The organism is Nocardiopsis moroccensis, assembly GCF_055763695.1.
On record NZ_CP199747.1, the window covers coordinates 4,960,700 to 4,974,594 of the forward strand.

14 protein-coding genes are annotated in these 13,895 nt (G+C 70.3%); 3 read left to right on the forward strand and 11 right to left on the reverse strand.

Going from position 1 to position 13,895, the window contains the following annotated elements; genetic code table 11:
* Window positions 1-217 precede the first annotated feature (217 nt).
* Together ACUKCB_RS21965 and ACUKCB_RS21970 are read left to right on the forward strand one after the other, a co-directional pair.
* A complete protein-coding gene (locus tag ACUKCB_RS21965; protein WP_473037475.1) occupies window positions 218-931 on the forward strand; it encodes an ABC transporter ATP-binding protein in 714 nt (237 codons plus the stop codon).
* Window positions 928-3,108 (forward strand): hypothetical protein, encoded by a 2,181-nt coding sequence (locus ACUKCB_RS21970; protein WP_473037477.1) that lies wholly within the window; start codon window positions 928-930, stop codon window positions 3,106-3,108. Before ACUKCB_RS21965 ends, ACUKCB_RS21970 begins: the two co-directional genes overlap by 4 nt.
* A gap of 868 nt (window positions 3,109-3,976) precedes the next feature.
* Here the strand turns inward: ACUKCB_RS21970 and ACUKCB_RS21975 are convergent.
* Window positions 3,977-4,438 (reverse strand): helix-turn-helix domain-containing protein, encoded by a 462-nt coding sequence (locus ACUKCB_RS21975; RefSeq protein WP_473037479.1) that lies wholly within the window; start codon window positions 4,436-4,438, stop codon window positions 3,977-3,979.
* Window positions 4,439-5,081: 643 nt separating this feature from the next.
* Here ACUKCB_RS21975 and ACUKCB_RS21980 point away from each other — a divergent pair.
* Entirely contained in the window at window positions 5,082-5,867 is a 786-nt protein-coding gene (locus tag ACUKCB_RS21980; protein ID WP_473037480.1) for a hypothetical protein, read from the forward strand.
* On the opposite strand, the gene ACUKCB_RS21985 is transcribed toward ACUKCB_RS21980, so the two are convergent.
* From ACUKCB_RS21985 to ACUKCB_RS22030, 10 genes are all read right to left on the reverse strand, one after another.
* Entirely contained in the window at window positions 5,868-6,089 is a 222-nt protein-coding gene (locus ACUKCB_RS21985) for a hypothetical protein (RefSeq protein ID WP_473037481.1), read from the reverse strand.
* Window positions 6,090-6,352: 263 nt separating this feature from the next.
* Complete coding sequence (locus ACUKCB_RS21990) at window positions 6,353-6,622, reverse strand: hypothetical protein (RefSeq protein WP_473037482.1); 270 nt, start codon at window positions 6,620-6,622, stop codon at window positions 6,353-6,355.
* Between the two features lie 99 nt (window positions 6,623-6,721).
* Window positions 6,722-7,042: a hypothetical protein gene (locus ACUKCB_RS21995; protein WP_473037483.1), complete on the reverse strand. Its 321-nt coding sequence runs from the start codon at window positions 7,040-7,042 to the stop codon at window positions 6,722-6,724.
* A 38-nt stretch (window positions 7,043-7,080) separates the two neighbouring features.
* Window positions 7,081-7,371, reverse strand: coding sequence for a hypothetical protein (locus ACUKCB_RS22000; protein WP_473037485.1), 291 nt, complete (start codon window positions 7,369-7,371; stop codon window positions 7,081-7,083).
* 127 nt (window positions 7,372-7,498) lie between these two features.
* Window positions 7,499-8,074: a hypothetical protein gene (locus ACUKCB_RS22005; protein WP_473037486.1), complete on the reverse strand. Its 576-nt coding sequence runs from the start codon at window positions 8,072-8,074 to the stop codon at window positions 7,499-7,501.
* Between the two features lie 87 nt (window positions 8,075-8,161).
* Window positions 8,162-8,563 carry a hypothetical protein gene (locus ACUKCB_RS22010; RefSeq protein WP_473037487.1) on the reverse strand — a complete coding sequence of 134 codons (402 nt, stop codon included), beginning with the start codon at window positions 8,561-8,563 and terminating at the stop codon, window positions 8,162-8,164.
* Between the two features lie 164 nt (window positions 8,564-8,727).
* Window positions 8,728-9,546 (reverse strand): peptidoglycan recognition protein family protein, encoded by an 819-nt coding sequence (locus ACUKCB_RS22015; protein ID WP_473037488.1) that lies wholly within the window; start codon window positions 9,544-9,546, stop codon window positions 8,728-8,730.
* A 520-nt stretch (window positions 9,547-10,066) separates the two neighbouring features.
* Window positions 10,067-11,740, reverse strand: a complete 1,674-nt coding sequence (locus ACUKCB_RS22020; RefSeq protein WP_473037489.1) for a right-handed parallel beta-helix repeat-containing protein — start codon at window positions 11,738-11,740, stop codon at window positions 10,067-10,069.
* A gap of 1 nt (window position 11,741) precedes the next feature.
* A complete protein-coding gene (locus tag ACUKCB_RS22025) occupies window positions 11,742-12,902 on the reverse strand; it encodes a hypothetical protein (RefSeq protein WP_473037490.1) in 1,161 nt (386 codons plus the stop codon).
* Between the two features lies 1 nt (window position 12,903).
* Window positions 12,904-13,890, reverse strand: coding sequence for a hypothetical protein (locus ACUKCB_RS22030; protein WP_473037491.1), 987 nt, complete (start codon window positions 13,888-13,890; stop codon window positions 12,904-12,906).
* Between the last annotated feature and the right edge of the window lie 5 nt (window positions 13,891-13,895).

Below are 13,895 nucleotides of genomic sequence, written 5' to 3' on the forward strand. Positions count from 1 at the left end.
CGCCGACCCTCTTCCCATGGGGTCCTGCGCAGACTGCGTCTCCTCAGGTCTCGGTGGCCGGATCCGGCCCCACCTCCTCCAAGTGCGTCAACGAAGCTTCTGCGCGCCTGTCGGGGCGTACTCGTTTTGTTTCTCTCCGGTCCCTGTGCCAGGGTCCGTCGCAGCCTGATCAGAAGCTTTGTCGCATGGCGAGAAGACCCTGCCCGGAGAAGAACACATGCCGCACGGCACCGACGCACCGATCCCGCGCCGCACCTCCGCGGAGGCGCTACCGCTCCGACTCAGCGGGGTCAGCTGCACGGTCGCAGGCCGCACTCTGTTGGACGAAGTAGAGCTGAGTGCCCGCCGCGGCACCTCGACCGTGGTCACCGGCCCCAGCGGAAGCGGCAAGAGCACCCTGCTGGCCTGCGTCATGGGGCTGTCGGCACCCGACTCGGGCAGCATCCGCGTCGCCGGACGCGAGATCACCCGGATGCGCCGCAGGGACCTGGCCGCGGTGCGCAGCCGTGACATCGGCATGGTGTTCCAGGACGGTGAACTACTGCCCGAGCTCACCCCCGTGGACAACGTCGCCCTGGCCGGACTGCTCGCCGGACTCGGCGCCGAGGAGGTCGTGCAGCGGGCCCGTGGCCTGCTCGCCGACCTGGACGTGGCCACCGCGGCCGAGACCACCGGCGAGCTCTCGGGAGGCGAGCACCAGCGCACCGCCGTGGCCCGGGCCCTGATCACCGAGCCCTCGCTGCTGTTGGCGGACGAGCCGACCGGAGCGCTGGACCCCGACAACCGCGACAAGGTCGCCGACCTGCTGTTCGCCCTGCCCGCCCAGCGCGGCTGCGCTCTGGTGGTGGTCACCCACGACCGAGACCTGTCCGAGCGCAGCGATCACGTGTTCCACCTGCGGGGAGGGCGCCTGAGCGAGGTGGGGCGATGAGCCGCGACAGTGCACCGGGCCTGACCGGACAGCTGCTGAAACTGGGGCGGACCCGCACCGGTGGCCTGTCCCAGCGCACCCGCCAGGTCGTGCTCGCCATCGCCACGGCCGCCCTCACGGCCGTGCTGCTGGGCCTGGCCGTGATCGCGGCGACCTTCGACGGACGCGACCTGCGCGACGCCATGCGCCAACCCGTCATCACCACTTCTTCCGTGCAGGCCACGGCCTGGTGGGGCGAGAGCCCCGACAATGTCGGGCGGTGGCAGCACTCGGTGGTCTACCTCGACCCCATCGACCCCGCCGCAGCCCCTCCGCCGGGTCTGGACTCCTGGCCCGGTCCGGGACAGGTCTACCTGTCTCCCGCGCTGGCGGATGCCGGCCCCGGTGTCCGGGACCGTTACGGCGAGTACGCCGGGACCATCGGCCCCCGGGGGCTGCTTTCCCCCACCGAGCGCCTGGCCTATGTGGGCCTGCCCGAGGACGCAGCGGTCCCCGACGACTGGATGCGGTCGATTGCCGGGTTCGGCCCGCCGGGCGCCTTTTCCTTCGGGGAGAAGATCACCATCACCCCCGCTGCCCAGGAACTCATGATCGCCGTCTACCTGGTGTTCGTGGTCCTGCCCGCGACCGGATTGTTCGTCGTGGCCGCACGGTTCGCCGCGGCCGGGCGCGACCGCCGCGCCGCCCTGCTGAACGCGCTGGGCGCACGCACCCGCCACCAGTTCCTCGTCGGCCTCTCCTCATGCCTGCCGGCGATCCTGGCCGGTACCGTCATCGGCACCCTGGCGATCGTCCCCGTGCTGGCGGCCGACGTGACGCTGCCCGGCATCGACTACACCGTGCGCACCGCCGACGTCCGGCGGATGTGGTGGGTCCTGTTGGTCGCGGTGGCCGTCTCGGCTGCTTCGGCCGCGTTGGGCTACGCCGCCCTGCACGCCCGCCGGGCCCGACGCGGCACCACCCGGCCGCGCCCGGCCACCGATCGCGTCGCGACCTGGAAGATCGCCCTGTTCGCGCTGTTCACCGCCGTTGCTTCGGCCTCCGCCCTCATCCCTGCGGGCAGCCCCTGGACGATACCCGTCTACGCCGTCGGGCTCATCGGGGCCCTGGCCTTGGCACCCTCGGCGCTGGCGGCCCTGTTGGCCCGGGTCGGGGCCGCTGTGGCCCGCCGGGGCCTGCGCACCGGCCGCCCCGCCTGGATCGTGGCCGGGCGCTGGTGCCAGCACCGCCCCGGGGTGTTGGCCCGCCTGGTCGCCCCGGTGGTCATCGGCGTGGTCACCCTGGTCAACATGCACTACTTCCTCGCCTCGGAGACCCTGACCTCGGTACAGGCCCGCCAGGCCAACGAACGCCTCGCCGACAGAGCCCTGCAGGTATCGGCACACGACCTCACCGCCGAGCGCGTCACCGAGGCGGCCCGGGCCCTGCCCGAGCGGGCACGCCTGATGGCCATCGACACCGCCGACGAGGGAGAAGGGCCCACCGTGCTGCGGGCCCCCTGCCCGACCCTGCGTTCCCTGCGGCTGGACTGCCCCGAACAGCCCGCCCCGGTGGAGTCGGGAACCGGCGACGCCCGGGTCACCGAGATCGTCAACCGGCAGAACAACAGCGACGTGCGGATCCAGGCGGCACCAGCTCCGCCCGCCGAGGGAAGCGTGGAGCAACTGGCCGTGCTCTCCCCGATGGAGGACCCCCTCACCCTCGCCGGCGTTCGCGACACCCTCCACCCCGTGCTGGGGCCCACCACCGGGGTCGACCGGCTGGTCTCCCTGGAGATGACCCCGGCCAACGCGCGTCTGTCCCAGTGGGGTGCGCTCCTGGGCGGTTACGGGCTGGCTCTGTTGGCCTTCGCCAGTCTGATCAGCGCGGGCGGTCACATCGCGGAGGCGGTGCGTTCGACGGCCCCGTTGAGTGTGCTCACCGGCCGACGCCGTTGGCATCTCGGTATCGCTCTGGGATTCATCACCGTCCCCATGGCGCTCGCGGCGGTCCTGTCCGCGGCGCTGGGCCTGCCGCTGGGCACGGTCATCCAGCAGAACCGTCAGGTCCCGGTCGCCCCGCCCGATACCCTGGCCGCCATCACCCTGGGTGCAGTCGTCCTGGCGCTCGCCGCCGGACTGGTGGCGGGGACGGCCTCGGCCCGGGCAGCCGCGACATGGCGCCCCGGCAGGCACTGAGCGACCGGGCACGCAGGAGCGGACCGAACCGAAATCCACGCGGGTCTCCACGCCCGTGGAGGGCCGCGGCCGGTGCGCGGAGACGTCGGTGACCGACCACAGGACCATCTCGGCGCGGGCCGTGGCGTTCATGCGGCCCCTACCTCTGTGGTTGCTGGATGCTCGTGCGGTGTACCCGGGCTGGGGGGAGACGTCGGCGAAAGCCTGGGGACTGTTCTGCTCGTCTGGGGCGGGGTAGATGACGGAGAAGGGACGGGTGGGCGCCAGGGGGAGTCGCCGGGGAGCGTCCCCAGGTCACAAGCGGATCTGTCGGCTTGTCGACAGGCCGACCGGCGTCCCCGCTCATGGACGGTTCAACGGGAGTCCCACCCCGAAGGTGCCGTCATCGTCGTAGAAGTGCTCTTCACCCTCTACGTACTCGTCTTCGTATTCGTCTTCATATTCGTGTTCGTCGTTCATCGACTTCTTTGCCTCCTTTGTCACTTCCCATGAGAGACGCATGGTGTCGTGTGGAGGTTGAGAAGGTGAAGGTAACGACTTGCTTCTGCCCGGGTAACGGGCACGGCACGCCGCACTGTCAGGTCCCTGGTGCCCCAGGGGTCACGTTCTGCGCAGTCGTGGTTGGTCTCTGCGCAACGAAAAGAGATACCACCGGAGATCCGGTGGCTTTCATGTGCCCGCGGCAAGCGGGTATCTCCTCCGCTGTCCTCCGGGCGAGCTCTTCCTCCTGCCAGGACGAAGGGCGAGTGCGCCCGGCTGTCAGGGGTTCTCCGTGATCATCACGGCCTGCCTGCCCGACGCTCCTGACCTGCCGCGGAGGAGCCTGTGGACGGAGTCCGGGCTGACTGCGCCGGCTCCGTTTCTCTGCTCATCCCTCCAACTGGATGCGGGCCATCTCCACGACCTTGGCCAGTTCCCTTTCGACCTGGGCCCGGGATCGACCGTCGCGGACGATCAGCCGTGCGGTGAAAGGGTTCCCAGCGATGGGGCGGGTCAGTTCGTAGCAGACGGCGTCCCCCTCGCTCCAGTAGGTCAGACCACCCTCGGTGACGGTCTCGGGGCGGGCATCCTCCAGGAGTTCGGGATCGCCGCCATCCAGGATCCGGTGTATCGACCCCGGGGCCCAGCCCAGGGCTTCCTCCAACTGACGAACGGTCAGTTCGCGGGGCGCGCTTCGGCCACGTCGGATGTCGCGCAGGGCCTGACCGGACATCCCGGTGTGGTCGGCGAGGTCGCGCCATCGCATGCCCAGGGTCAGGCGGCGCTGGTCCATGGCCTGGTCCAGGAGGTCGTAACGGAGGGCGGGAACTGGGGAAGCGTCCTTCGGCATGCCCTCATCTTAAGTGAAGCTAGGCACAACTAGCGCAAAATTTGTTTAACTTTCCCAAATTTGGACTACCAAAACCCGCATCACCCCGTGGGGGGCAAAAATTCTGTGCCCCTCTGACCTTTGGTTTCTCGGTCCGACGGGCGAGCCGGGGTGGGCCGACACAAAAGGAGGCCGCGGAATCGTTGGGGCGGCGGGTGGAGGCCGCCTCCGGGGCAACCGCGATGCAGATCGTGCGCACACGCGGATGACGCTCCGTGGGTGCCGACCGCATCGGGTCCGCCTGCGATGTGGCTCGGCCCGCCCTGCTGCTGCACGCGGGTCGGGGCGAGATCCGCGAGGGCCAGGGCGCCCTCGGCCTGGGTAAACATCGTCTCGATCGTCAAGGCGCCGCGTCCACCGCGTGCTGGGGCGATCCGCTCCGGTGGCCGGCGGGTCCAGGGTCCGTTGCGCATCCCCGGCGGGGTCCAGCACCTGCCGAAGCCTCTTGCCCGGGACGATCACTCAAGGCGAGGCAGCTCGGCCTGATGAGAATGTCCGGTCCTCAGGGGAGGGGCACGACCGCAACCTTCCTTAACCCTCTTGATACTTTGCTCTACTTTGGCTAAGTTTGCTTATGGATCAACCATTGTCGAACGGAGTACACGTGTCCCTCCCCTGTGACGTCCCCTCCTGCGTCAACCCCGTGGTCGATGGCGCCCTCGTCTGTGCCGGCTGCGCCCAGCGTCTCGGCCGGGCCCTGCGCCTGGTCGTCGGTGAGGGTGACGGCGGACTCCTGGAGGACCTGGATCTGACTCTGGCTCGGCAGAGACGCACGGGACCGGGCAACATGGGCCGCAGGTCCACGGAGACGCCGCTGGCCTACGATCCGGTGGCCGCCGAGGCAGCAGCCGTGTTGCGCAACACCCTCTCCACGTGGTGCCGGCTCCTGCACGAGGAGATCGGCGGCCGGCTCCCGGCGGACACCCCAGCGGCCATGGCCACCTGGCTCGGGCGCTTCACCGAGTGGCTGCGCCGCTGCGATTTCGGCCCCGAGTGCGTCGACGAGGTCGTCGCCGCGGTCGTCGAGGTGGAACGGGCCGTGGATCTGCCCGCCGAACGGGTCATCGCCGGGCTGTGCGAACACTGCGGCTCTCCCTGCTACGCCAGGGCCGGGGCCGAGTCCACGCGCTGCCGTGAGTGCGACACCCCCCTGTCGGTGCGCGAGGGTCGTCGGCGCCTGCTCCTGACAGCCGGGGAACACCTGGTCACTGCGGCCGACGCGGCACGGGCCCTGCGTACCCTCGGGTATGGAGTGAGCGCGGCGGCCGTCCGCGGGTACGCCAGGCGGGGAAGGATCCAGCAGAGGGGTACGGGGTCGGCCGGGCGTCCGTTGTACAGTCTGGGCGAGGTCGTCGATGCGTACCTGGCCGGGATCCGGCCGGTGGCTTGATCAGGGCCTGGCCTCCAGCCAGGCCAGCAGCGCGGCCTGCTCCGAGGCCGACAGGAGCAGCGCCGCGTCGGCGAGGATCTCGCGGATGCTCAGGTCGACTCGCACCAGTACGACGGTCACCGTCCCGGTGGTGGCCACGGCGAACGGGACCGATAGCTCCGCAGGGGAACAGACGCTGAACTCCAGACGAGTGCGTCCGGACACCCCTAGTCCCGCTGTCATGAAGAGACCTACCTCTTTTCGTACTTCCAACTAAACGTCCTTAGATGATCAGTTGGACACGACAGATCGCAAGTACCTGCGTGCCTTTCTCTCCGATGCCCATCCGTTCACAGTGCGTTCACGAAGAACGCGGCACTTCGACCTGCGCTTACACTGCGAGGAGGTTGCGTGGCCGATTCCGGACAAGGATCTTCGTAAACCACGTTTGGCCTTGACAAATGTGAAAATTATCAAGACAATCACCTCTCTTGTCTGCGGGCCGGTCAGCCGAAGATGGCGGCGAGCACCGCCCCCAGTGCTGCCAGTGCCGCGCTGAACCCGGTGACCGGAAGCGCGTATCGCCACCGTTCCAGAGCGATGAGCCGGAGTCTGAACTCCGTGTGCTCCTTCTCCAGGGCCGTCAGACGGGTGAGCGCGTAGCGCACGTCGGCCTGGGTCTCACGTGTGGCGTCGTAGACGTCCCGGGCGGTCACGACGGAGGAGAAGGGGTTGGGTCCCCCCGTGTTCGTCTCCGGTGGTCGGTCGTGTGCCAAGGGTGTTCCTTCCTCCTGTGAGAGTCCGGTGGACCGCCTCAGTGGGCCCTCGGACGAAAAGAACGGGGCGGGGTGCTCTGAGCACCCCGCCCCGAGCGGTCATGGTCGGTTCGGATCGTCCGTGGCCATGCGGCGACGGCGGCGTTCGGCCCGGTTCCGTGCCTCGGCCAGTCGGACCCGCTTCTCCTCCTCGGCCCGCCTGATCCGTGGATCAGCCGGGTGCGGCTGGCCGGTGGTGGCATGCACCGTGTCGGCCTGGAGGTAGTGGGTCAGCGTCCAGCCGTCCCCTCCCGCGGCCACGGCTGTCGCCGAGTCCAGGGGCAGGTGGCGGACGAGGACAGCCAGCCGGCGCAGGGTCAGGCGACCGCGCCAAAGGTCGGCCAGTTCGATCCGGTAGTAACGTGCGAGGTCGGCCTCCACCGCACCGGGCGAGCTCCGTAGCAGGCGGAGGAGGCGCGTTATTCCCCCGGCGTCTCGAACCCGTAGGCGGCGGCGATCTGCTCGGCCAGGGTGTTGAGGTCGCTGAGCGTGGCACCGGTGCCCTTGAGTCGACTCCACTGGTCGGGGCCGAGCAGCGCACGCAGGGCGGCCACGATCTTTCCCTCCTCGAAGCCCTCCAGGGCAGCCAGCGGCCACTCCTCGGAGCCGGCCGGGAGCAGGTACTCGGCCCCCGCCAGTGTCAGCTTCTTGGGTTCGGCCTTGCCGGTGGCCTCGTCCTGTACCGCCGGGGCGATGGTCTGTTCGGTCATGTCGCGGTTCCTTCCGATACGTGGTTGTGCTGGCGTGCGCGGTTCGGGGGCAGGGGTGGCCGGGCCGGGTGAACCGCGCGAACCCCGGCCCGGCCGGTCTCGGATCAGGGGCCGACCGGCCCCTGGCCTAGGCCCCGCTCTCGGCGGTGGCGGCGCCCTTGTAGGTGTAGAAGAGGGTCGAGTTGCCGTTCGCGTCGGCGTCGGTCGGGTAGACGGCCACGGTGATCTCCCGCTTGGCCAGCTCGGTCGCGTTCTCTGTGGACTCCCCGCGCTCGGCCACCTGGGCGTAGTTCGCGGACACGGTCCGCTTGATCAGGTCGCCGGTACGGGTCTCGAAGGCGATCTTGAACCTGGCCTGGAGGTCGGGGACGTGGATCTGACCCTCGTAGCCGCCCTCACCGTCGAAGGCGACCTCGTGGCCGGGGTACATCAGGTCGTAGACCGCCTTGTTGTCCTCGAAGGGCAGGAACTTGCGGGTCACCTTGAAGTTGTTGTGGGTGGAGGCAACCAGGACGCCGCCCCAGGCGTACAGGTCCTCGGACTCGACCTCGACGGTTTCGGTGAAGCCCTCCTCGCCGTCGAGCAGGCCGACCTGCTCCCACTCCGGGCCGAACGGAAGTCCCCCCTCGGGGATCGGCGCGTCCAGCGGAGCGATGTACACGTCCGCGTAGGCCCAGACGCTGGCGTTCTTGGCGTTACCCATAGAAATGTCCCTTCATGGGATGATCGGTTGATTCACTGGTGATGCGAACCCGTAGCAACGGGCGTTCGTGGGGACCGGCTCCGCCGGTCAGGAGGGGCGCTGGGTGACCAGCACCGTGAAGGTCGCGTGGGGCTCGGGGACCTCGGGGTCGAATCCCGCGATGACACCGTCGACCTGCCGCACGGAGACGATGTCGGCGTCACCGGCGTGTTCGAGCAGCGCGGCGTGCGCCAGGCGCGCGAGGGCCTTGGCGTCGTCGCGGGTGTCGGTCCAGGCCGAGACCCGCAACAGGGCCTGCTGGGTGATCGGGTAGTTCCCGGTCGACTCCTCGCAACGCACAGTCAGCGTCGGTTCTTCGCCGGGTGACCGGTCCGGGAAGGACGCGGTCGCCACCGGCGTCCCGGCCCACGCGGACGGGAAGTCGGGGACCCGGGAGCGCAGGTGCTCCGCGATCAGGTCCTCGACGTCGGGAAAGGGTTGAACGATCATGGTCCGGGGCTCTTCTCCTCATGGAATGAAAACGATGACCCCGGAGAACACGAAAGCCCGACGGGTGTCGGGCTTCGGCGAGTGCGGTGGCGGGTCGTGGCGCGCACCGGACACCGGTGCTCGCACGGCCCCGCTCCGGGGCTCCCCCTGGTTTCGGGGAATGATCAGAACCGCTCGCCGTTGAGAGCGGCCTGTAGGCGCCTGGTGGTCTCCGAGACCGTGGACGCGGTCGTCCACACGATCCCCGTGGCGTCGTAGCCCCGGACCGACGGCCACATCCCGTCGACGATCGCGGCCACGCGGCGCTGCACGGCACGGATGGTCTTCGGCCCGAGGAACCCGTCGGCGGCGGCACCGGTCCGGCGCTGCATCGCCCGCACGGTCACCGGCCCCCACACACCGTCGGCGGCCACGCCCAGCGCGCGCTGGGTGGCACGCAGGGTGAGCGGGCCCAGTCGCCCGTCCTCGGCCAGACGGCCGGGTGTCGCGGACACGGGCGGGTGAGCTCCCCCGTCGGGGACGGGCATGCCCGCCAGTACCCAGGCGCGCAGCTCCGATCCGGGACACGAGGTGCTGTTGCCCGACAGCCCACCGTGGTAAGTACGCGACAGTGTGCGCCCCGCCCTGCGGCCGGCCTCGTCGTACAGCGCTCGGATCGACGCCTTGGCCGCGTTCGTGGCGTCGCCGTCGCGCCCGATGAAGCACACCCCGATGTGGGAGACGTTGTGCGGGGCCGCGTGGGCGCCGACGACCGTCCAGCCGCGCCCCTCGTAGATCCGGCCGCGCCGGTCGACCAGGAAGTTGTAGCCCACGTCGGACCACCCCCGGCCGTCCATGTGGAAGTCCTGGATCCGGCGGGGCGTCTGGGACGGCGACCCCGATGAATAGTGGACGGTGAAACCGGTGCGCTTCGGCCATTCCGCGGTGGTGACCGCTCTTGGTGTACGCGCGCCCCAGCCTGATCGGCTGATAATGGCAGGCATGAGTCAGTGCTCCTTGGGATGAGACCTTGCGAAAAGGAAGAGCCGAAGAGGTGCCGGCTACGAAAAGGACCGCGAGCACAACGCTCCAGCGGAGACGGGCCAGAACAGGCCCGGAAACAGAAAAACCCGGCCGGGGCCGGGTTGGATACACCTGTGGTGCTGCGAAATAGCGTGCCACAGTTGTTCGGAGATTCGCAAGCCCCTCTGCGGGATATCTTGCCGTTTCTTGTTTCCTGAGCGCGTTCGCGCAGGTAACAGGGGAGAAAGGACGGCTGATGCCACGTAGGCGGGATCAGCCGTCGGCAACGTGCGCCCCCCTGGGGCGCGGTGGACCGGGGCAGCTGTAGCCGTCGGGGTCGCGTGACCGCCGGCGCCGGGCGTCCTCGCATGCCTGGGAGGCATCGTGCTCGGCGGGCCGCCCTGCCGTGGCCCTGGTCCGGCTTCCCCGGCCATGTGGGGCCGAGCGTCGGCTCCGCGCACCCGCGGGTGCGCGGAGCCGACGGGTACACCGGACCCGGCCTCAGACCAGGTCGCCGGGGTCGGTGACCGGATCGGGCGAGGCGTCCTCCAGGCCTGCCGAATCGCGCAGGTCGTTGCCGTAGCGGCGCACCGTCCGGCACGTACCGGTGATGGACAGGCCCTCGGCCGTGCTCGCCACCCGGTTGCCGGTGAACGCGAGGCCGGCGGCCCCGGTACTGACCCGGATCCCGTAGCCGGGCGCGCCGGAGACCTGGTTGTCGCTGACGGTCAGCCGTTCGCCTCCCTGGACGTGCACGCCGTTGTGGCCGAGGTCGCGCAGGGTGTTGCCCGACACCACGGTGTCCGGGCACGAGACCAGGTAGAACCCGGTCCCCTCCGTGCCCGTGACGGTGTTCGCGCTGATCGAGTTACCCGTCGCGGTGTCGAGGCGGATCGCCGACGTGGTGGTTCCGGCCAGCAGGTTGGCGGAGCACACCAGGCCCCGCACGCGGCGCCCGTCGATGCCGTAGGACGCGCTTCCGTTGACGGTGTTCCCGGTGATGACGACGTTGTCGATCCAACCTCCGTTCGGGTGGCCGTCCAGTCGGACCGGCACGTGCGTCCCGCTGTCCGTGAACGTGTTACCGGTGATCACGACGTCCGTGACCGGTTGTGAGAGCCCGGTGGGGTCGCCCCAGCCGGGCGGCCGGGTGTCGTTGTCCTTGGTGTCGATGATCGAGGCGACCGCCACGCCGCCGGAGCACCCCGTGAAGGTGTTGGCGTGCACGGCCAGCCGGTTCCAGGCGTAGGCGTGCACCCCCTCGCGGGTGCAGTTCTCGAAGTGGCAGCCCAGCACCCGCACCCCCGAGTGTGCGCGGCCGCGGGTGGCGGCGTGGGAGCCCACACCACGCGGCCAGGGGCCGACCCCCGGCGTGTCCGAGCCGGTGAACGTACAGCCCACGATGGTGACGTCGGTGCACGGTGTGTCGTCGTAGGGGCCGAACTCACCGAAGTAGGCACTCGCCTTCGCCAGGTCCAGTTGGACCGCCTCGGTGTAGGACCGGGTGCCCTCCGGGTCGGCCACGCCCTCGAAGCGGACGTTGTCGACCCGGATCCGGCGGGAGGCGTTGAACTCGATCGCGTGGTAGCCGGGGACGTCGCGGACCACGGTGTCCCGCACGGTGAGCCCGTCGGCGTGGCCGAAGGACAGGATGTTGTTGTACCGGGGCACCTGGCCCGCGTTGCCGTCCCACACACCACCCTCCAGCAGGATGTTCCCGTGTCCGGTGTGGCCGGGCAGGTCCTGGCCGGGATCGCCGTTGGTGAGCAGGGTCCGCTCCCCGTCCCGGCGGACGACCGCGTCCGGCGCCAGGACGAGTCTGGTGTTCCGGTGGACGCGCAGCGGCGGGGCCTGGATCGAGTAGGTGCCGCCGGGGACCCAGACCGTGCCGCCTCCCGCGTCGCTCACCTCCGACAGCGCCGCCTGGAGGGCAGCGGTGTCGTCGGTGGCTCCGTCCCCCACCGCTCCGTAGGCGCGCACGTCGTACACACCGGTGGTGGTGGCCTCGGGTGGAAGGGACTCGACCGGGACCAGACCGTCGGCGTCCAGGCGGGCGAGCCCGCCCGGACGGCTCAGCGCCGACCGGCGCTGGGACGCGGCGTAGGCCGACCGCACCCGTCGGCGCAGGTCGGCCCACTCCGTGGCCAGGTCGGGTGGATAAGAGGGCATGGGCATGTCAGGCCACCTCCTCGGGGATGGTGTCGGTGGGTTCCTCGAAGACGAGCGTGGCGGTGTCCTGGCCGGAGCCGCGCGTGGCCGGAGTGACCTCCATACCGATCACGCGCCGGGAACGCGAGAAGGACGGTCGTCCGTCCACCAGCGGGAACCACGTGTTGACGAGTGTGAGCCGGGCACGGTCGCCCAACCGGTCGGGGGTCAGCGTCGTGGCGTCGTCCAGACGCACGGTGACCTGGGGGAAGCGCACCGTCCCGGAGGCGCGGGCCGCCCACCAACGGGCGTACGCGTCCAGGGAGGCGGTGTCGGACACCCCCTTGACGTCGACCGTGCGGTCCAGCAGGGGCCATCCGGCCTCGGTGAGGCGCGGGTCCGACCACACCCCGGACAGGGCCGGCTCGGCGTCCTCCTCCGGGTCCGTCTCCGGCGCGTCGCCACGGGCGCGCCACGCGGTGGCCGCGTCGTTGGCGTCGGACGGGTAGCTCCAGTCCAGCACGTTCCCCGGCTGGGTGAACACGTGGTCGGCCCCGTCCTGGCCCAGCCGTCGGGCCACGACGAACTCCCGGACCCGCCGGCCGTCACGGAGCACCGTGCGGATCATCCACTCGGGCCCGTTCTCCTGGGCGGAGAGCTCTTCCAGGGCCTCGCCGTAGGTCAGGGCGTCGGAGGCGGCGTAGACGGCGTTGCGGAGCACGCCGGACGTGCCGGTGTCGGCGTTGACCAGCCCGGTGGGGCGCGGGGCCTCCATGTCCGCGATCAGGGTGCGGGCGATGCGCGACTGGTCGGTTCCGGTGAAGCTCAGGTCGGAGCGGATCTCCCGGTGGTGGAGGTAGCTCTCCAGGGAGGCACCGCCGAACTCCACGGTCACCCGGCCCCGGCCGTCGCCCTTGGGCTCGGCCGACCAGATCACGTAGGTGCCCCAGATCCGGTCGCCGCGCCAGACGTGCACGACGGTGCGGCCGGGGCCCCCGGTGAGGTCGGAGTCGTGCCTGCCGGCGATCCTGGCGACCTTGTCGGCGGTCTCGGGGCCGGTGACCGGCACCGATCCGCTGAAAGACCCCGGCTGACAGATCCTGCGGTCGAACCTGACCCCGGTGAGGTCGAGTTCGGCGATCGGACGGTCGGTGACCAGGTCACAGAACTGGTAGCGGTAGAAGGCCATGTCAGACACCCACCGCCAGCCAGGTGACCCTGGTCCTCGTCGTCGTCCTCCGGGCGATCACGATCGTGAAGCCGTCCGCCGTCGGGTCGGTGAAGGACACCTCCAACAGGGTTCCCGGCACCTCGGAGTGTCCGGTCAACTGGATCGACGGCCGCTCCGTGAAGGTGCCCACCGGGAACTCCACTCGCTGGTACCCCCGGTAGTAGTCCCCCGTGAACAGGGGAGGGGACTCCAACAGCTCGGTGGGATCGACGTACGCGTCGCCGCTGCGCAGCGTGGGGGTCCACAGCGGCTCGTAGCGCCGGTCCAGGTCCGCGTCGGCGGACGGTCCCGCGACCGGTCGCCACTCACCCGAGTCCCGGATGTACAGGTCCCGGGTGGAGCCGACGTGCACGAGGGTGCCGTCGCGGACCTGGTCCAGCCGGTTGCGCGCGGCGCTGTCGGGAACCGTCACCACGCCTCCGGCCGAGGCGGTGTAGTCGCGCAGGTCGCGGATGTTGCCGGGCAGGGAGGAGCCCGGGTCGGACGGCCACTCGATGCCGCCGTTCCCGGCGCCGGCCCCCTGCCCGACGGTGACCTCGAACAGGGGCAGGTAGGACTCGTCCGACTCCGGGTCGACGACCCGGACCTCGGCCACCACCTCGCCGGAGTCGTCATAGAGATCGTCGCGCACGACCACCCCGATCACGTCGGTCCGGGAGCCGGCGCTGGGACCGTCCTCCAGCACCACCTCGGTGTCCTCCGTGCTGACCACGAGGTAGGTGCCCTGGAGGGGGGACGCGCCGCCGGCGACGGCGGCGGCGAAGGGACGGACGAGCGCGGTCATCACGCTGCCGCCCAGGTCGGCGGCGCCCGGTGCGTAGAGCAGGCCGCCCCTGCGGTCCAGCGGCCAGGTGCCGTCGGTACCGCCGAGCAGGGAGCCGATGAGGAGCCGGTGGTCCTCAGCCGAGGTCTGCCCCGAGCGCAGGGCGAGTGAGCGAATGGACATGGTGA

Bases quoted from the DNA above. Each gene is read 5' to 3' on its own strand.
- ACUKCB_RS21965 (WP_473037475.1), top strand. From the start codon at position 218: ATGCCGCACGGCACCGACGCACCGATCCCGCGCCGCACCTCCGCGGAG.
- ACUKCB_RS21970 (WP_473037477.1), top strand. From the start codon at position 928: ATGAGCCGCGACAGTGCACCGGGCCTGACCGGACAGCTGCTGAAACTG.
- ACUKCB_RS21975 (WP_473037479.1), bottom strand. From the start codon at position 4,438: ATGCCGAAGGACGCTTCCCCAGTTCCCGCCCTCCGTTACGACCTCCTG.
- ACUKCB_RS21985 (WP_473037481.1), bottom strand. From the start codon at position 6,089: ATGACAGCGGGACTAGGGGTGTCCGGACGCACTCGTCTGGAGTTCAGC.
- ACUKCB_RS22000 (WP_473037485.1), bottom strand. From the start codon at position 7,371: ATGACCGAACAGACCATCGCCCCGGCGGTACAGGACGAGGCCACCGGC.
- ACUKCB_RS22005 (WP_473037486.1), bottom strand. From the start codon at position 8,074: ATGGGTAACGCCAAGAACGCCAGCGTCTGGGCCTACGCGGACGTGTAC.
- ACUKCB_RS22010 (WP_473037487.1), bottom strand. From the start codon at position 8,563: ATGATCGTTCAACCCTTTCCCGACGTCGAGGACCTGATCGCGGAGCAC.
- ACUKCB_RS22015 (WP_473037488.1), bottom strand. From the start codon at position 9,546: ATGCCTGCCATTATCAGCCGATCAGGCTGGGGCGCGCGTACACCAAGA.
- ACUKCB_RS22020 (WP_473037489.1), bottom strand. From the start codon at position 11,740: ATGCCCATGCCCTCTTATCCACCCGACCTGGCCACGGAGTGGGCCGAC.
- ACUKCB_RS22025 (WP_473037490.1), bottom strand. From the start codon at position 12,902: ATGGCCTTCTACCGCTACCAGTTCTGTGACCTGGTCACCGACCGTCCG.
- ACUKCB_RS22030 (WP_473037491.1), bottom strand. From the start codon at position 13,890: ATGTCCATTCGCTCACTCGCCCTGCGCTCGGGGCAGACCTCGGCTGAG.